Raw genomic sequence first — 16,257 nt, 5'->3', positions numbered from 1 at the left:
CGAGTTCCTGCACCACTACAACCACCACCGGGCCCACACCGCACTCGGCGGCAAACCACCCATCACCCGCATCAACAACGTCTCAGGGCACTACAACTAGCCGAAGCGGAAGATCGCCTTTTCCAGGTTGTCGAGCATCCACTCACGACGGACCAGCGGTGCGGTGGTTTCCCTGCGCAACAGGGGAAGCCGCCGCACCGCTTCTTCGAGCAGCACCCGCAGCTCCAGCCGCGCGAGGCCCACGCCGAGGCAGTGGTGCGCGCCGTGCCCGAACGCCAGGGAGCGGGTCCTGCGCCGGATGTCGAACGTGCCGGGATCGGGGTAACGCCCAGGATCGCGGTTGGCCGCCGTGAGCCATCCGGTGACCCACTGGCCGGCTCTGATCTCCTGGCCTCCCAACGAGATGTCGCCGCGCGCCAGCCTCCGCACACCGGGGAAGACCGGATACCAGCGCGTGGTCTCCTCGATCGCACCGGGCAGCAGCGCCGGGTCCGCGCGCAGCGAGTCCCAGAAGCCGTACTCGGTCAGGAACAGCAGCGCGTTGGAGGCGGTCGCGTCGACCGTGTCGACGCCGGCGGAGAGCAGCATCGCGCAGTAGCCGACGAGGTCCCCGTCCGACATCGGCCGTCCGTCCACCAGGTAGCCGGTCTCCTGCACGTCGAGCAGCTCCGCGATGATGCCGTCACCAGGACGCGCGCGCTGCCGGTCCAGCTCGTCGGCGAAGAACCGCGCCATGTCGGCCTGCTGCGGCACGGTGCTGGTGGACGTCGCGGTCCCGAACCAGTCGTCGAGCCACTCGGTCATCCGCGCTTCGGCGCTGACGTCGAGGCCGAGCACGCGGCAGATCACCCTCGCGGGCAACGGGCGGGACAGGCGCGGCACGACGTCGAAGCCGTCCGCGGGGAGTTCGTCGATCAACTCGCCGACGATGGCACGGATCTGCTGCTCCAGGCGGGACAGCACCCGCGGGCTGAACGGGTCGGCGACGGCGGCCCTCAGGTCGCGGTGGCGTTGCCCGTCCGCGGCCCACATGCCGCTGAAGACGGGGTTGGCGAGCTGTCTGGTCTCCTCGGTGAGGCCGAATCCGGCCGAGAAGTGCTCCTCCTCGGACAGCACGCGCTGGACGTCCGCAAGGGAGAAGACGTGCCAGGTGTCGAGCTGCTCGTCGAAGTGGGCCTCGGTGGCGGGATCGAAGAACTTCGCAGGTCGAGCGGGTAAGTGGGCGACAGTCATGCCCTCGATCGTGGTCCCTTACCCGCGCCGCCGGCATCGGCTGATCCAGCGACCGCAGCTCGGCGTAAGGGCTCTCACGGCGCGACCTTAGGTGATCTTCCGATGTAAGGGGTCACCCCTCAGCAGCAATCTCATCGTCAACGGAGAACGAACTGAGGAGTGAGACAGATGGAATGGACGCCCGAAGCGATCAAGGCGGAGATGGACTACCGGCAGGTCGCCCTGCGGGAGGACGCCCGCCGCGCCCGGGAGTACTACCGCAACGGCGGGAAGCCGCGGTCGTGGTGGCACCGGATGACGCACCGCCACGAGCCTGAGGTCCCGAACGGGCAACAGGCTGCGTGATGCCGGGGGTAGCAGTGTGGGGTGGTTCCCCTCGTCCGGGAACCACCCCACACTGCTGTTTTCAGCGTCTGAGACGTCAGGCCTTGGCGGTCCAGGCCTTGATCTTGTCGGCGTTGGCCTCGACCCACTTCTTGGCCGCGTCCTCGGGCTTCATCTGGTCCTCGGCGATGTACTTCGCGACCGTGTTCTGGTCCTCGTTGGTCCACTTGAAGTTCTTGACCAGCTGGTAGGCCGGGCCGTTGGTGTCGGCGAACTTCTTGGACACGATCTTGTCCAGGTCGTAGTCCGGGTAGTCGCAGGCGACCTTCTCGGCGTCGGCGTCACAGCCCGCCTTGTACTCGGGCAGCTTCACCTTCTCGAGCTTGACCTCGTTGAGCAGCCACTGCGGCGAGTAGAAGTAGCCGATGACCCACTTCTTGTCCTTCTCCGCCTGGCGGAACGCCTGGATGAGAGCGGTCTCGGAGCCGCCGTAGACGACCTTGTAGTTGAGGTTCAGGTTCTTCACCAGAGCCTCGTCGTTGGTCACGAACGACGGGTCGCCGTCGAGCAGCTGGCCCTTGTCGCCGGACTCGGACGTCTTGAACTGGTCCGCGTACTTGTTGAGGTTGTTCCAGTCCAGGATGTCGGGGTGCTCCTTGGCGAGCCACGGCGGCACGTACCAGCCGATCTGGCCCTTCACACCCGTCGAGCCCGCGCTGACGGCGGTCTTCTGCTCGTCGATGTACTTCTTGCGCAGGTCGTCGTGGCCCCAGTTCTCGACGACGGCGTCGACCTCACCGGTGCCGAAGCCCTGCCAGGCCACCTCTTCCTTGAGCTCCTTCTTGGTGACCTTGCACTTGAGCTCCTTCTCGGCCACGTACGCGAGCACCGCCGCGTTCGCCTCGTAACCGACCCACGGGTTGACCGCGAGATTGAACGTGCCGCAGTCGCCGGTCGCACCCGAGGAGGTGTCACCGACCTTGGCGCCACCGCAACCAGCCAGTGCGAGTGCCCCTACGAGCACCGCTCCCAGCACGCTGTGCCTTGCCACTTTCCAGACCTCCTAGTTGGTCCACCGCTTGGCGGCCGCCTGGGTGAGGCGGTCGAGCATCACGCCCAGCACGACGATCGCGACACCGGCCGCGAGCCCCTTGCCGTACAAATTGCTCTGCGAGAACCCGGCCACGACGTCGTAGCCGAGAGCGCCGGCGCCCACGAGACCGCCGACGACGACCATCGAGAGCACGTAGATCAGCCCCTGGTTGGCGGCGAGCGTCAACGCTCCGCGCGCCATCGGCAGCTGCACCTTCACGATCGTCTGCCAGGAGCTCGACCCCAGCGCCGTGGACGCCTCGACGGTCGCGGGCGAGACCGCGCGGATGCCATCCGCGATGATCTTGATCGCGACCGGCGCCGCGAACACCACGGCCGCGATGATCGCCGTGAACCGCGAAGCCGAGAACAGGGCCAAGATCGGCACCAGGTACACGAACGCGGGCATGACCTGACCGGCGTCGAGGATCGGCCGGATGAACCGGTCCGCGCTCTTGCTGCGGCCCATCCACACGCCGACCACGATCCCGAGGATCATCACCAGGATCGTGGCGACCAGGGTGGACGCCAGCGTGATCATCGCGTCCTGCCACAGCCCGGTCGCGACCAGCGCTCCCAGGCACACCGCGGACACGATCGCCGAGCGGACCCCGCCGATCATGAACGACAGCGCCACGATCACCAGCGCCACCAGGAACCACGGCGACTCGGCCAGCAGCGCCTGCAGCGGGTTGATCAACGCGAACGTCACGAAGTCCTTGAAGCCACCGGTGATCAGCGGCAGCGAGTCCTGCGCCCACTCCGTCAGGGCCGTCGCGCCCTTGCGGATCGAGCTGCCGATCTCCACGTCCGCCGGGAACTCCGCCGCCCACAGGTAGGTGTAGGAGAGGTACACGGCGACGCCCGTGACGCCGAGACCACCGAACAACGCCCAGCGCGGCAGCTTGCGGCGTTCGGTCGCGGCGGTCGTCACGCGGTCCAGCACGATCGCCAGCACCACGATCGCCAGGCCCGCGTTGAACGCCGTGCCGACGTCGAGCGTCTGCAACGCCTTCACGACCGTCTTGCCCAGACCGGGCGCGTCGATCAGCGCGGCGATCGTGACCATCGACAGCGCGGCCATGATCGTCTGGTTGACGCCGAGCACGATCGTCTTGCGCGCGGACGGCAGCAGCACCTTGACCAGCGTCTGCTGCCAGGTCGCCCCAAGGGATTCCGAGGCCTCGACCGTGTTGTGCGGCACCGAGCGGATGGCGTGCGCGGTGATCCGGATCGCCGGCGGCGCCGCGTAGATCAGCGTGGCGATCGTCGCCGAGGCCGGGCCGATGAGGAAGAACAGCGTCAGCGGCGCCAGGTAGACGAACGTCGGCATCGTCTGCATGAAGTCCAGCACCGGCTGCATGACCCGGTTGGCTCGATCGGACAGACCCGCCCAGATCCCCAGCGGAATGCCGAACAGCAACGAGATCACGACCGCGGCCAGCGTCAGTGAGAGCGTGTCCATGCTCTCCTGCCACAACCCCTGCAGGCCGAGGAACACGAAGCCCGCGACGGACAGCAGCGCGACCCGCCAGCCCGCGACCGCGAGGCTGACGAAACCCGCGATCGAGACCACGCCGAGCCAGCCGATCACCGGCACCGGGCGGCCGAACGACGGCTGCGCGATCAACGCCTGCACGAAGGTCACGAACTCGTCGATGACGAGCCGGATCTCGTTGAAGAAGTAGAGGAACAGCGGGTTGGAGTTCCTGGACGCGCCGACGGCGTCGTTGAGCTGGTTGACCGCGCGGTGCAACGGGGTCAGCTGGGAGGCGTCGAGCGGCAGCGTCCCGAAGTTGCGGAACACCAGCCACAGCACCAGCCAGGCCAGCACGATCCCGGCCACGATGAAGGGCTTGCGAGGGAGCTGCCGAGGGGCGGCTACGGCAACCATCACGCCTCCCCGGCCACGACCCCGAGGATCTCCTCGTCCGCCACGACGCCGAGCAGCTCGCCGTCGCGCACCACCTTCACCGGTTTGTCGGCGCTGAGCACGCTGCGCACGGCTTCCCGCACAACGGTTTCCGGCGACAGCTCGGGTCCGTCCAGCTCGTCGTCGGGACGCGGCGGACGCATGATCCACTTCAGCGTCAGCACGTGCGAGCGCGGCACGTCCTTCACGAAGTCGCGCACGTAGTCGTCCGCGGGCGCGCCGACCAGCTCGTCACCGGTGCCGACCTGCACGACCTGGCCGTCCCGCATGATCAGGATCCGGTCGCCGAGCTTCAACGCCTCGCTCAGGTCGTGGGTGATGAAGACCATCGTCTTGCCGACCTCGCGGTGCAGCCTGATGACCTCGGACTGCATGTCGCGCCGGATCAACGGGTCGAGCGCCGAGAAAGGTTCGTCGAAGAACAAAACGTCGGGATCACCGGCGAGAGCGCGCGCGAGACCGACGCGCTGCTGCATACCGCCGGACAGCTGATCGGGATAGGACTTCTCGTAGCCGGACAGACCGACGAGGTCGATCACTTCCTGGGTACGCTCCCCGCGTTTCACGCGCGGTACCCCGCGGATTTCCAGTCCGTAACCGACGTTGTCGGCGACCGTCCGATGAGGAAGCAACCCGAAGTGCTGGAACACCATGGAGAACTTGTTTCTCCGCAGGTCACGCAGCCGTTTCGCGTCCGCCTCGAGAATGTTCTCACCCTCGAACATGATCGTGCCCGCGGTCGGCTCCACCAGCCTCGTCAGACACCGGACCAGTGTGGACTTGCCCGAACCGGACAGCCCCATGACCACGAACATCTCACCCGGAGCGACCTCGAAGTCCACTCCGCGCACAGCGGCCACGGAACCCGTGCGGTCCATCAGCTCCGAACGTGACAACGATTTCAGCTCGTCCGATGCCACCACTTGAGACGCGTTGGAGCCGAACACCTTCCACAGGTCCCTGACCGAAATCACGGGATCCACGCCAAACCACTCCGACCTGTTGCGGACTACGCACACCGTTTCTCGATGCGCGACAGCATCGACCTTCACACGAGTGCGGTCAAGGGTTACGACAAACGGAGTCCTAAATGGACAACCAATCATCCCATGACTTGACTGCCGTCGATCGAACGGGAAAAGCTGAACTGCGCGGTCTCCTGCACCGCTGTCCCCTCGACGAGGAGCTGTTCGTGCAAGCCCCCAGAATTGCTCTGGCATTGACGCTCGTGTTGACGATTGCCGGTTGTGGCAGCGGATCGACTGCGTCACCACGCACCAGTTCGGCAGCACCGACCGAACCCTGCGGCTCCGTCACCATCGCGGTCAACCCGTGGGTCGGCTACGAGGCCAACGCGGCGGTCATCGCGTACCTCGCGGAGAAGCGGCTCGGCTGCAAGGTGACGAAGAAGGAAGTCGACGAGCAGACCGCCTGGCAGGGCCTCGACTCAGGCGAGATCGACGTGATCCTGGAGAACTGGGGTCACGAGGACCTGAAGCAGAAGTTCATCGAGGAGAAACACACCGCCGTGCGGGTCGGCCCCACCGGTAACAAGGGCGTGATCGGCTGGTACGTGCCGCCGTGGATGAAGAAGACCTACCCGGACATCACGAACTGGCAGAACCTCAACAAGTACGCGGACCTGTTCAAGACCGCGCAGTCCGAGGGCAAGGGCCAGGTGCTCGACGGCGACCCCTCGTACGTGACCAACGATGAAGCTCTGGTGAAGAACCTGGGCCTCAACTACAAGGTCGTCTACGCGGGCAGCGAGCAGGCCTCGATCAAGGCGTTCCGCCAGGCCGAGGAGAAGAAGACGGCCCTCATCGGCTACTTCTTCGAGCCGCAGTGGCTGCACCTCGACATCGAGCTGGTCAAGATCGAGCTGCCCGAGTACAAGGCCGGCTGCGACGCGGACGCGGCCAAGGTCGCCTGCGACTACCCCCGTTACGAGCTCGACAAGATCGCTTCCAAGAAGTTCATGGAGAAGGGCGGCCCCGCTGCCCGGCTGATCAAGAACTTCCAGTGGAGCAACGACGAGCAGGACACGGTCGCGTCGTTCATCGCGAAGTACAAGATGTCGGCGGACGAGGCGGCGAAGCGATGGGTCGAGGCGAACCCCGACCGGGTCGAGGACTGGCTGACCAAGGCCAAGCCGTGACCGTTCGTCTTTAACCGGTGCCGCGCGGACCGGTGCCGCGCGACCACCACTTCTCGTCGGGGCCGGAGATGTCCTCGACGCTCAGCCTGCGGACGGACCCGGCTCGCCTGAGCCGGGCCTCCAGCTGGTCCGACCGCTGGGCGAGCCTGCGGTAGATCTCCAACGCGGGAGTTTCGGGCTCGCCCCGCTGCCGCTGCACGGTCCGCCAGTTGCCGAGGAACTCGAGCGTGAGATCCGCGACGGCCTGCCCGGCGTGCGCGGTCAGTTCGTCGGCCGGCGCCGCGAACCTTCCGGCGTGAAACGCCAGGTTCCTCGTGACGTAAAGCCATTCCAGGACCGCGGCGACGGTGTTCTCCTGGTCGGCCAGCCAGCCGGCGAGGGCAGTGGAGTCCGCGAGCCTGGCCCGCCAGATCTCGACCAGGTCCTGGACCAGGCCGCCCTCGTTGCGGGCCAGCGCGGTGACCGCGTCCTGAGCGGCCCTGAGCTGCTCGTCCGGACGGTTGTGCTTGATCAGCACTTCGAGCCAGGCGTCCACGGACGTCAGGTGGTGCTTCACACCGCTCGTCGGCACACGCGCGTCGAGCGGCCGGCGCAGCTCCTCGTCATGGGTGCCGACGACGTGCAGGCTGATCAGATGCTGCCGCAACATCTGCAGCGCGCACGCTTTCGCCAGCCACGCGATCTTGCTCGGATCCAGCCCGGTCGCCTCCAACGCACTCCACGCGAGCCCCGCGCTGGCCATCGGCGCCGTGCTCGCCTGGACCTGCCGGGCCAGGTTCGCCACCCGCATCGCGCTGCGCAGCTCAGCCGGCCAGTACGCGGTGAGCGGATAGGCGTTGCCGACCGTGCGCTGATGCTCGGTGCCCCGCGTGACACGCCCGGTCGGGCCGCTGACCTGCCAGAGCGGCGCGATGGTCAGCTCGGTGAGCCTCTCCCCCGCCGCGTACTGGTCGAGCACCTCGCCGAGAGCCCGCCTGCCCCGCAACGCCGCCGTGTGCGCGTCGGCCGCGCTGACCGGCAGCCGCACCAGCACCGACGACCCGTCCACGGCGTCCTTGAGGAAGTCGTCCTTCGGCAACCTGTTGCGGTGCAACGGCTCCTGGCGCGCCTGGGGCAGCAGCTGGTCCAAATGCCGCAACACCCGTGCCCCGCGGACCACCAGCGCCACGACGTGCCTGCGCTGCTCCGGCCAGAGCACGTCCGCGAGATCTCCGGGCTTCTTGAGCCACCTCAGCAGGTCCGAACGAAGGTGCCTGCCGTCCCGGCCGTGCACCGCCACGACGACCGCCACCTCGGCGATCATCCTGGCGCGCAGCGGAAGCTCGACCCCGTTCCACAGTGGAGTGATCCACTGCTTGACCGCGGTCTCCAAGGCCGGCGGGTCGAGCTTGCGCGCGGCGGCGGCCGTGACCAACGGATCGAGCTTCTGGCCGTCAGCCGCGATGGCCGCGTCGACGCCGACGAGCACCTGCCGCGCCTCGGCGAGCTCGGTGGCGCCACCGTGGGCGTACGCAGGCTTGGCGGCGTCCATGCACGCGAGCGACGTGGCGATGATGCGGCGCAACAGGTTCCACCGCGGCTGGTCCTCGGTGGCGTGACTGTCGAGAGCGGTCTGCGCCCGCGTGACGGCCAGGAACGCGCTGTTGAGCCCCGCCACGTGCTCGCCGAGGTGCGCGTCGGGGTCGAGTGCGCGCAGCACGCCCTGCAGCAACGCCCGCTGACCGCGGTCGAGCCCGGCGTCGTCGAACGCCTGCCGCAGCCGGGCATCGAGGTACTGGTAGCGCACATGACGCACCATAGAGGTCATGGACAACCGGAAAGCCGTCTTCGCGGGCGTCGACGGGCAGTCACTGGCAGGCCGGCTCGAACTCCCCGCGGGAGACGTCGTCGCGACAGCCGTCTTCGCCCACTGCTTCACCTGCGGCAAGGACTCCGTGGCCGCCTCCCGCATCTCCCGCGAACTGGCCGCCCGCGGCGTCGCGGTGCTGCGCTTCGACTTCACCGGCCTCGGCCAGTCCGACGGCGACTTCGCCAACACCACCTTCACGTCCAACGTCGACGACCTCGTCTGCGCCGCCAACCACCTGCGCGACACCATCGGCGCCCCGAGCGTCCTCATCGGACACTCACTCGGCGGCGCCGCCGTACTAGCCGCCGCCCACCGCGTCCCCGAAGTCCGCGCCATCGTCACCATCGGCGCCCCCGCCGACACCACCCACGTCGAACACCTGATCGGCTCGTCCACAACCGAGATCGAAACCCACGGCGTCGCCGAAGTGCTCCTCGCCGGACGTCCCTTCCGGATCAGCAACGACTTCCTCGTCGACATCAAGCAGCAGAACCAGACCGCCTGCATCGCCGGCCTCAACCGCGCACTGCTGGTCATGCACTCACCACAGGACGACCTCGTCGGCGTCGACAACGCCCGAATCGTCTTCGACTCCGCCCGCCACCCCAAGTCATTCGTGTCACTCGACGGCGCCGACCACCTGCTCACCGACCGCGCAGACGCCACCTACGTGGCAGAAGTACTCGCAGCATGGGCCAGCCGGTACCTGAAGCCCTAGACACGAATACCCGCAGCGACACATCGCTGCGGGTATTCGCCAACCGATCGGGGCGACAGGATTTGAACCTGCGACCCCCCGCTCCCAAATAAGGTACGGCCACTCCCTCGACCTGCACCTCGACTCATCCTCGCAGGTCATGGCGTTGGTCTGTGTTGGTCTGACCCGCCGTCATCCACTCTCCCGTGGGAGAACATCTCCCGGAATTCTCCCACAGCCACGGCCCAGACAGCGGACCGTAGCGAACGCCAAGAGGTCACCGACGTGCCAAGTAGTCCTCCACCTCAGCCAGTGTCCGTGAGACCGGCTACCCGAGCCAGCGTGCGAGGAACACTGGCCCAGTGTGTGTCCTGCGCTCAGCACTCAAGCGCTCGGGCGTGAGAGGCCAATGCTGTGTATGTGGGTCAGACGGCGTGAAGTCGTCGTCCGGTCGCCAACAACGGATTGTCGGTGTCGCCGTCCTCGAAGCCAGCCAGATCAGCGATGTCGCGATCACTGAGTCCCTTGGAGCGCATGGCCTGCGCGATCGCGGCGACCAGTTGCGGGTGTTCCGGGGCGAGCAGGTCGCTGCCGTACTCGTTGGTTCTCCAGCCGCGGGCGCTGAGTGCCTTGTAGAAGGCGGTGTGTTCGGCGGTGCTCATCATGCCCAGGTCGAGCGCCTTACGTGCTAACGCTTGCATCGACACGCCCCACACCTGCTTGAGGTCCTTGAGCCGGCCAAGGTTGGCGGGCTTCAGGTCAGCGCGGATGACGTGGCTGGGCATAAGGAACTCGGAAGCGAACTCGTCAGCCTCACGTTCCTGGTCCTCGGTGGCGATGCCGTTGTGAAGGACGAGGTGGCCGAGCTCGTGAGCGAGGCTGAACCGTTTACGGCAGGTCGGCGCGGTGCTGTTGAGCAGCAGCACCGGGTGGTCGTAGACCCACTGGCACATGCCGTCGATGCGCCCCGTGCCAAAGTCCTCTTCGAGCACGATGCAGCCAGCGGATTCCAGCCAGCGCACCAGGTTGCGCACGGGCCCGATCGGCATGCGCCACTGCGCTCGTACCATCAACGCCGCCTCGGCCGGGCCGACGTCGATCGGATCGAAGCTGGGCACGGAGGTCTCCGAGCGCAGCGACACCTCCTCAAACAACACCGACATGTGCAGCCTGTGCTTGTTGAGTCGTGCCTCGAGGTGGCGCCACAGCGAGGCCTTGGCGGTGCGCTGGCGGCGCATGTGCGCGTCGACGGCGAGCGCGCCGCGCACGGTGTGATCGCGAGTCAGGAACCGCGGAGTGACGCCCAGGGCCTTGGCCAGGAGCGTGACGGTATCGGCGTCGGGGGTGCGGTCGCCGGTTTCGTAGCGCGACAGGGTGGCCTGGGTGAGGCCGACTTTCAGGCGGAGGTCCTCTTGGGTCATGCCGCGTGCGCGGCGCAACGTTTCGAGGACTTGCCCGAAGTCGTTCACGACGTTTCCTCGTCGCTGGTGCGGTCGATCTCGGAGGACAGGTCGATCTGCGGAAGCGACGGGTCGACAGGGCTGGTGGTAATGACGGTGGCGCCACCGGCCTGAGCGGTGTCGACGACGACGGCCCAGATCGGGGTTTCGTCCTGACCGTCGCGCAGGGAGACGACAGTGGCGCCCATGGTGCGTTCCTCGGCGTTCCAGCGGTATCCGAAGCCGAGGCGGATCTCTTCCAGGCCGGGGATCATGATGTCGGTCTGGGCCCAGTAGGCCAAGGACGCCTTGGTGGGGTACGAGGAGATCCTGTCGCCGTCGCGGTGGCGCTTGATCCGGGCGCGGAAACGGTCGCCGACGAAGACCTCGCGGGTGCTGCCCTCTTCGCGCAGGATGACGTCGGGCAGGCCGTCGACCTGGCGGCGCAAGTTGGCCCAGATGCGGTCGTTGATCCAGTTCGCGAGGCCGCGTTCGCAGTGGTCGGCGACCCAGCCTGGGCGGAGCTCCCGGTATTCGGCGAGTTCTTCACGGCTGATACGGGTCGCGTCGACGAGGGCCATGACGGCCTTGTCGCCGAGATCGCGGATTACGTCATCGGGATGCGGCGGCGAAATCATACCGGAAAATATACCACCATGATCGGGTTCTGCTGTGCACCTCGCCGACACAAAACCCAACTTTGTTCACCGCGAGGGCGACAGCACAGCGGCCTCGGACCAACTCGGTCCCGGGGCCGCCGCCGTCTTGCATCGTCTACTTGCCCAGGGTCTCGTGCGAGCTCAAGGGCGTGACGCCGATGGGCGTGAACACGAACGCCAAGGTCGACTGGTCGCGCACCACGACGGTCATGTCGTAGAAGCCCGCGACGTTGATGGTGGTGCGGGTCTGGGTGAGCGTGGACAGCTTCGGTAGGGCGTCCATGCGGAATGCCTCGGCAGCCTCGGGCGAGAGCTGATGCAGTGAGGTGCCGACGCCGCTGAGCAGTCGGGCCGGGGTGCTGATCGAGCCGGCGGAGCCGGTCACGTGCACAGTCACCGCTTCCACCTTGCTGAACGCGCTCGTCTGCGGCTTCACGTAGATCTCGATGCCGGGCGCGACGCGCCCGCCGAAAACCCCGCCCGGCTGCACGGTGGTCGGCAGCGGTTGCCCGCCTTCTTGGAGGAGGGGGAGCTGCATGTTCAGTGCGGTGATCACGTCGTTCGCCGAGGCGGTGAAGGTCGCCGCCGGCGCCGCGGTGGTGGTCGTTGTGGCGCTCGTCGTGGTCGGGGACGAGCTCCCGGATGGTGTCGCCGCTTGCTGGTCTCCGGCTCCACATGCCGTCAAACACAGCACGAGGCAGGCGACAAGAAACGATCGTTGCGACACGAGGACGGCTCCGCTCAGTTGGTAACGACGGGCCTGTCGCACTGGGCCGCGTAGGTGTTACCGCACCGACGAAGCCGTCAGGGTTTGATCTCCGCCTCGCGCTGGGCGTCGAGGTCATATGGGTGCACCCAGCGGATGCCGTGTCGGTGCTCGTGCCAGTAGTAGTCCGAGGCGTTGAGGTCGGGCCAGATCTCGTAGTCCGGTGAGGTGGCGGCGATCTGGTCAAGCCGTTCGCGGTCGGTGCCCCAACTGACGGCGACGCCGTCCCTGCTGTTGTCTCGCACGATGTACACGTGGGCCTCCCGTGCGATGGCGCTGCAGGTAGAGGCATCGTAAGCACACCTCACATGGAATCGCCTGCTCACATGGGCGCGGCCTGAACCTGACTTAACAGGCAACCAACCCTCAGTGCTCAGGCCGCAGGCTCCGCGTCGCCGATCAACTGCGGTGCGCCGGACCCGATCCGCCGCCACCGGTAGCCCTCGCCGTCGAGAAACGAGAACGTCACCAACGGCTTGGCGTCGCCTGACTCGATCTTGCTTTTCATGCGCCCAAGCCGGCCGTGACTGATTTCCTCCAGCGATCCCGCAGCGATCACTTCCGGTCCGTCGGACACCACGTCGTCGAAGAACACGCGGCCAGGGAATGCGACGTTCCTGAAGTCGGCACCAGCCTCGAACGTGGCGTGCCCGAAGTCCACCGCCACGGACGGCGTGAGCTCGCCGCGCTCTGAGGCGGTCTCGATCTTCAGCATGGTTCCAGGGAGGGGCGCGTTCCCGGTGAAGGTGCAGCCGCGGAAGACGAACCGCTCAGCGCTGACGCCATTGAGGATTTGCTGCACGTGGTGCTCATTCAGGACGGTCCCGCGCACGTCGACGCGCTTGTGCATCTTCGTGACGAGCAGAGCAGCGGTTCGCTGACGATCGTCGGCATGGGCGAAGCAGAGATCGGGTCCGTCCTCATAGACGGTGTCGCGCAAGATCCGGCCGGTACAGCCCTCGTGGGTGCACTGCGAAAAAGAGGTGGTGCGGCGTCCGTCGAGGCCTTGACCTCCACGTTTGGCCGTGTGCCAGAGTGCGCTCATAGGGGCTCACCGCCAGCGGCCGGTTCGAGCCCGGCGATTGGCTCGTGATCGGCGGTGCGCCCGGACGGCTTCGCTGACATAGGGCAACGTGATTTGCGTGCACGCGGCAGCCGGGTCATGGGCGTCTGCTCCGACGTGCGTCAAGCTTTCGTCCGGCCCAGATGATCCCGAAGCATATGGCGAGGTAGAGAAGGACGACCACGCCACTGACGCGGATGCTCGGGTCGACCAAGTTGAGGGCCAAGCCGAGCAACAAGAACGCACTGATCACCGATCCGACCACAGTCCACGTGCGGTTCATAGCGTCGGCCTAACCGATGTTCCAGACCCAACCGCGGCTTCCGTCCGGCCCAGGTGTCAGCCACGCTGACGCAACGGAGGTGACCGACTCGGGCACGTCGACTTCCACCGTTCCCGTGTACCGCGAGTTTGCAAGGATCGTGTCTGACAGCCTGCCCTTGTAGTCCACGCACGAACCCGGCTGCGCGTCGTGCACGAACCCGTCAGCGCTGAGGCCCTTGAGCGAGAACGGGTTGAAAATCGTGGGCGCCAACCCCTGCGCATTGGAGCTGAGGTTCCCCGTCGTCAGCGACACGTGCAGCAGCAACGTCTTCCGTCCCGCAGCGGCGGGCGTGCCGTACTCGTAGCACGTGGGGTTCACCTCGATCTTGTCGACGGTGAACTTGATCGCGCACGTGTCGAGGCTGTTCTGACACTCTGTCCCGCCCAGCTCGCCGACCTTCTTCTGCAGGAACCCCTGCGCCGTGAGGTTCTTCTTCACGCTCGCGGCCGTGGCGGGTGCGGCGCTGCTCGGTGTCGGACTGGGCGCTGGGCTTTTGGTCTCAGCAGTTGGCCCTGTGCACGAAGCGAGCAGGACGAGCGCGGGAAGAGCGGCGAGGCGAGCAACGATCGACAGCATGGCGGACTCCTCGGCGGCGTGGTGTCACCCATCCACATCGAGGGTGGTTGCGGAGCGTTACGCACCTCACCTGGTTGGCCGCTGCCGAGGCCCGGCGTCTACTCGGCGAGCTCGGTGGCCAGGCGCAGCCGAGGCCGTCCGCGCTACCCCTTGCAGACCCGGTAGTGGAGCGTCGACACCGGGATCCCGCCGTCGGCTTTCGTCTCGCGCGAGAAAATGAGTTCGCCGGAGAAACCGATGAGGTCATTCGTCTCCCATAGCCGACGACCGTCCTTGCACAGCGCGATCTTGCCGAACCGCAAGGCCCCTTTGTCATCCGTGCAGCCCTTGTCGATGAGGGTGTCTGTGACTGGCTGGTCTTCCTGGGCGACCTGCTGGCACCTGTCGGCACTGCTGGTTGATGAGGTAGCCATCGTTGCTGGCACCGACGTTTCGGTAGCCGGTTGAGGGCTGATTGAACACGCTGCGGCGAGGCAGGCGGCGGCGAGGGCCAGCAGAGTTCGCACAGAGATGTCTCCGCTCGGATGGGGCTACTCCGAGGTGTCGAGGGCGCCCGCCTCTGCGTTACTGCCGGCGGACTGGCCGTCAGGCTCGGCCTCGTCTTCTGACTGGACGATTCGGCGGACCTGCTGACGCGTATACCCCGTCACCTCACAGATGTCCTTCTGGGGCACCCCATCTTTTGTTGCTTCCCGGATCGCTTCGGCGAGCTCCTGCCTAAGGATCTTGGTCCGGATCTCGGCCTCCCTGAATCTGCCCGCCAGATGCGCCAGTGATCGCTTGTCCACGGTACATAGTGTTCCATCAGTCGTCATGGAACTAGATGTTACTTACATCGGTACTATTTACCTAGGTTGAGAGTGTTGACAAGGGAACATTATGTTCCCTACGGTGGTCCTATCAGCACCAACACGGAGCAGGGAGAGACCAGATGAACGCCGAGGCCAAGCCCGCCAGATGTGCCCGCTGTGGCCGAAAGCTGACCTCGGCCAAGGCGGTTGCGGAGGGCTATGGCCGCACGTGCAAGGCGAAGATCGCCAAGGCCGCGAAGGTCGTCGACCTGGCCGAGTACAAGGCGTTCCAGGTCGCCAAGGCGCAGGAGCTGATCGAGCTGCGCGCCATCGTCCGCACCGCGCCCGCGCTGTACCTCGCCGTCTCCTCGGACGGCTCCGTGAACTACGAGGTCAACCAGGCCGCACACAGCTGTTCCTGCAAGGCCGGAGAGCGCGGTCTCCGGTGCTACCACCTGGCGGCAGCCGAGATCTTGGCCGCGGCCTGACCGAACGAAAGCGGCCCCGGCCGGTGCGCTAACACCGAGCCGAGGCCTTGACCCCAACCACCTGCAGACACAGGAGTTGAGACCCGATGGCGAATCCTGCCAGCACCCTCACCAAGCCCGACAGCAACACCGTCGTCTACGGCGCGTACGGCGCCCCCAGCCCCACCCCCGTTGAGGCGGGCGTGCGCCTGGAGTGCCTGCCGGGCTGCGACGACTCGCACAACCGCGGTCGCGGCAACGAGTGCCACGTCGTGCACAAGATCGGCACGGCCGAGCTCAGCTACGGCGACCCGAACGTGACCGTCCGCAGCTACTCCACGACCGAGGGCGCGTTGCGCTTCGCCGAGGTCGGGTTTCACTTCGACGGCGCCCACCCCGAGACCGAGCAGTTCCTCAACCCCGACGCGGCTCGCAAGCTGGCGCGGCTGTTGCTGGAGGCCGCCAACGTCGCCGAGCGCGTCGCCGCGGGTAACGCCCGATGAGCGGCGAATCCGCCGAGGTGGTGCAGCTGGGCTGTCTGCCCGGCTGCACCGTCAGTCACGCCACGACGGTCAGCGGCTGCGAGGTCACCACCGACGTCGGAACCGTGAAGTCCACCCAGGGCGAGCCCGACCTGATCGTGCGCAGCTACGTCTCCACCGAGGGCGGCACGAGGTACACCGAGATCAACCTCGCGGTCGCCGACGACGAGCAGGGCGACCTCGTCTCGCTCGACGTCGACCAGGCGCTGGAGTTGGCGGCCCTGCTGCTCGCCGCGTGCGACAAGGCCGCGCAGATCGCCGCTGGCGGCAACCAGGCCAGCGCGGGAGATCCGCGATGACCGCGTTGTTCTCGTCTGGCAGGCCGGCGTCGGACCGCGTCACG

At 66.8% G+C, this 16,257-nt stretch carries 19 protein-coding genes; 6 read left to right on the top strand and 13 right to left on the bottom strand.

Annotated features, from left to right (window positions below):
- Window positions 1–96: 96 nt before the first annotated feature.
- Window positions 97–1,233: a cytochrome P450 gene (locus ABZ345_RS34270; RefSeq protein ID WP_359858116.1), complete on the bottom strand. Its 1,137-nt coding sequence runs from the start codon at window positions 1,231–1,233 to the stop codon at window positions 97–99.
- Between the two features lie 168 nt (window positions 1,234–1,401).
- On the opposite strand from ABZ345_RS34270, the gene ABZ345_RS34265 reads away from it, so the two are divergent.
- Window positions 1,402–1,578, top strand: coding sequence for a hypothetical protein (locus ABZ345_RS34265; protein ID WP_359858113.1), 177 nt, complete (start codon window positions 1,402–1,404; stop codon window positions 1,576–1,578).
- A gap of 76 nt (window positions 1,579–1,654) precedes the next feature.
- Here ABZ345_RS34265 and ABZ345_RS34260 read toward each other — a convergent pair whose 3' ends face one another.
- From ABZ345_RS34260 to ABZ345_RS34250, 3 genes are read right to left on the bottom strand one after another with little or no spacing between them, the layout of a single operon-like run.
- Window positions 1,655–2,608, bottom strand: a complete 954-nt coding sequence (locus tag ABZ345_RS34260) for an ABC transporter substrate-binding protein (RefSeq protein ID WP_359858110.1) — start codon at window positions 2,606–2,608, stop codon at window positions 1,655–1,657.
- Between the two features lie 12 nt (window positions 2,609–2,620).
- Window positions 2,621–4,543 (bottom strand): ABC transporter permease subunit, encoded by a 1,923-nt coding sequence (locus ABZ345_RS34255; protein WP_359858107.1) that lies wholly within the window; start codon window positions 4,541–4,543, stop codon window positions 2,621–2,623.
- On the bottom strand, window positions 4,543–5,565 hold the full coding sequence (locus ABZ345_RS34250) for a betaine/proline/choline family ABC transporter ATP-binding protein (protein ID WP_359858104.1): 1,023 nt from the start codon (window positions 5,563–5,565) through the stop codon (window positions 4,543–4,545). The genes ABZ345_RS34255 and ABZ345_RS34250 overlap by 1 nt, the downstream gene beginning before the upstream one ends.
- 209 nt (window positions 5,566–5,774) lie before the next feature.
- Between ABZ345_RS34250 and ABZ345_RS34245 the strand changes: the two genes are divergently transcribed.
- Window positions 5,775–6,740: an ABC transporter substrate-binding protein gene (locus ABZ345_RS34245; RefSeq protein ID WP_359858101.1), complete on the top strand. Its 966-nt coding sequence runs from the start codon at window positions 5,775–5,777 to the stop codon at window positions 6,738–6,740.
- Window positions 6,741–6,750: 10 nt separating this feature from the next.
- Here the strand turns inward: ABZ345_RS34245 and ABZ345_RS34240 are convergent, their stop codons facing one another.
- Window positions 6,751–8,526, bottom strand: a complete 1,776-nt coding sequence (locus ABZ345_RS34240; protein WP_359858098.1) for a hypothetical protein — start codon at window positions 8,524–8,526, stop codon at window positions 6,751–6,753.
- Between the two features lie 19 nt (window positions 8,527–8,545).
- Between ABZ345_RS34240 and ABZ345_RS34235 the strand changes: the two genes are divergently transcribed.
- Window positions 8,546–9,307 (top strand): alpha/beta hydrolase, encoded by a 762-nt coding sequence (locus ABZ345_RS34235; protein WP_359858096.1) that lies wholly within the window; start codon window positions 8,546–8,548, stop codon window positions 9,305–9,307.
- A 404-nt stretch (window positions 9,308–9,711) separates the two neighbouring features.
- Here ABZ345_RS34235 and ABZ345_RS34230 read toward each other — a convergent pair whose 3' ends face one another.
- The 8 genes from ABZ345_RS34230 to ABZ345_RS34195 form a co-directional block, all read right to left on the bottom strand.
- On the bottom strand, window positions 9,712–10,755 hold the full coding sequence (locus ABZ345_RS34230; RefSeq protein WP_359858093.1) for an XRE family transcriptional regulator: 1,044 nt from the start codon (window positions 10,753–10,755) through the stop codon (window positions 9,712–9,714).
- Complete coding sequence (locus ABZ345_RS34225; protein ID WP_359858091.1) at window positions 10,752–11,363, bottom strand: hypothetical protein; 612 nt, start codon at window positions 11,361–11,363, stop codon at window positions 10,752–10,754. Before ABZ345_RS34225 ends, ABZ345_RS34230 begins: the two co-directional genes overlap by 4 nt.
- A 136-nt stretch (window positions 11,364–11,499) precedes the next feature.
- On the bottom strand, window positions 11,500–11,922 hold the full coding sequence (locus tag ABZ345_RS34220) for a hypothetical protein (RefSeq protein ID WP_359858088.1): 423 nt from the start codon (window positions 11,920–11,922) through the stop codon (window positions 11,500–11,502).
- Between the two features lie 266 nt (window positions 11,923–12,188).
- Entirely contained in the window at window positions 12,189–12,404 is a 216-nt protein-coding gene (locus ABZ345_RS34215; RefSeq protein WP_359858085.1) for a hypothetical protein, read from the bottom strand.
- Window positions 12,405–12,523: 119 nt separating this feature from the next.
- Window positions 12,524–13,195 carry a hypothetical protein gene (locus tag ABZ345_RS34210; protein WP_359858082.1) on the bottom strand — a complete coding sequence of 224 codons (672 nt, stop codon included), beginning with the start codon at window positions 13,193–13,195 and terminating at the stop codon, window positions 12,524–12,526.
- Between the two features lie 310 nt (window positions 13,196–13,505).
- Window positions 13,506–14,114: a hypothetical protein gene (locus ABZ345_RS34205; RefSeq protein ID WP_359858079.1), complete on the bottom strand. Its 609-nt coding sequence runs from the start codon at window positions 14,112–14,114 to the stop codon at window positions 13,506–13,508.
- A 143-nt stretch (window positions 14,115–14,257) separates the two neighbouring features.
- Window positions 14,258–14,620, bottom strand: a complete 363-nt coding sequence (locus tag ABZ345_RS34200; protein ID WP_359858077.1) for a hypothetical protein — start codon at window positions 14,618–14,620, stop codon at window positions 14,258–14,260.
- A 24-nt stretch (window positions 14,621–14,644) separates the two neighbouring features.
- The gene (locus tag ABZ345_RS34195; protein ID WP_359858074.1) at window positions 14,645–14,902 is read right to left on the bottom strand and encodes a hypothetical protein; all 258 of its coding nucleotides are present in this window, start codon (window positions 14,900–14,902) and stop codon (window positions 14,645–14,647) included.
- Window positions 14,903–15,045: 143 nt separating this feature from the next.
- Between ABZ345_RS34195 and ABZ345_RS34190 the strand changes: the two genes are divergently transcribed.
- The 3 genes from ABZ345_RS34190 (at window position 15,046) to ABZ345_RS34180 (ending at window position 16,213) form a co-directional block, all read left to right on the top strand.
- Window positions 15,046–15,393 carry a DUF6011 domain-containing protein gene (locus tag ABZ345_RS34190; RefSeq protein ID WP_359858072.1) on the top strand — a complete coding sequence of 116 codons (348 nt, stop codon included), beginning with the start codon at window positions 15,046–15,048 and terminating at the stop codon, window positions 15,391–15,393.
- An 86-nt stretch (window positions 15,394–15,479) separates the two neighbouring features.
- A complete protein-coding gene (locus tag ABZ345_RS34185; RefSeq protein WP_359858069.1) occupies window positions 15,480–15,875 on the top strand; it encodes a hypothetical protein in 396 nt (131 codons plus the stop codon).
- Window positions 15,872–16,213 carry a hypothetical protein gene (locus ABZ345_RS34180; protein ID WP_359858066.1) on the top strand — a complete coding sequence of 114 codons (342 nt, stop codon included), beginning with the start codon at window positions 15,872–15,874 and terminating at the stop codon, window positions 16,211–16,213. Before ABZ345_RS34185 ends, ABZ345_RS34180 begins: the two co-directional genes overlap by 4 nt.
- The last annotated feature ends 44 nt before the right edge of the window (window positions 16,214–16,257 follow it).

This window comes from Lentzea sp. NPDC005914 (assembly GCF_040629405.1).
In the GTDB taxonomy this organism is placed as follows: Bacteria; Actinomycetota; Actinomycetes; order Mycobacteriales; family Pseudonocardiaceae; genus Lentzea.
Note: the sequence above shows the minus strand (reverse complement) of the source record. Positions and strands in the feature narration are given on the sequence as shown.

Coding starts and splice junctions, on each gene's coding strand:
- ABZ345_RS34270 (WP_359858116.1), bottom strand. CDS start 1,233: ATGACTGTCGCCCACTTACCCGCTCGACCTGCGAAGTTCTTCGATCCC.
- ABZ345_RS34265 (WP_359858113.1), top strand. CDS start 1,402: ATGGAATGGACGCCCGAAGCGATCAAGGCGGAGATGGACTACCGGCAG.
- ABZ345_RS34255 (WP_359858107.1), bottom strand. CDS start 4,543: ATGGTTGCCGTAGCCGCCCCTCGGCAGCTCCCTCGCAAGCCCTTCATC.
- ABZ345_RS34235 (WP_359858096.1), top strand. CDS start 8,546: ATGGACAACCGGAAAGCCGTCTTCGCGGGCGTCGACGGGCAGTCACTG.
- ABZ345_RS34225 (WP_359858091.1), bottom strand. CDS start 11,363: ATGATTTCGCCGCCGCATCCCGATGACGTAATCCGCGATCTCGGCGAC.
- ABZ345_RS34220 (WP_359858088.1), bottom strand. CDS start 11,922: ATGCAGCTCCCCCTCCTCCAAGAAGGCGGGCAACCGCTGCCGACCACC.
- ABZ345_RS34210 (WP_359858082.1), bottom strand. CDS start 13,195: ATGAGCGCACTCTGGCACACGGCCAAACGTGGAGGTCAAGGCCTCGAC.
- ABZ345_RS34205 (WP_359858079.1), bottom strand. CDS start 14,114: ATGCTGTCGATCGTTGCTCGCCTCGCCGCTCTTCCCGCGCTCGTCCTG.
- ABZ345_RS34190 (WP_359858072.1), top strand. CDS start 15,046: ATGAACGCCGAGGCCAAGCCCGCCAGATGTGCCCGCTGTGGCCGAAAG.
- ABZ345_RS34185 (WP_359858069.1), top strand. CDS start 15,480: ATGGCGAATCCTGCCAGCACCCTCACCAAGCCCGACAGCAACACCGTC.
- ABZ345_RS34180 (WP_359858066.1), top strand. CDS start 15,872: ATGAGCGGCGAATCCGCCGAGGTGGTGCAGCTGGGCTGTCTGCCCGGC.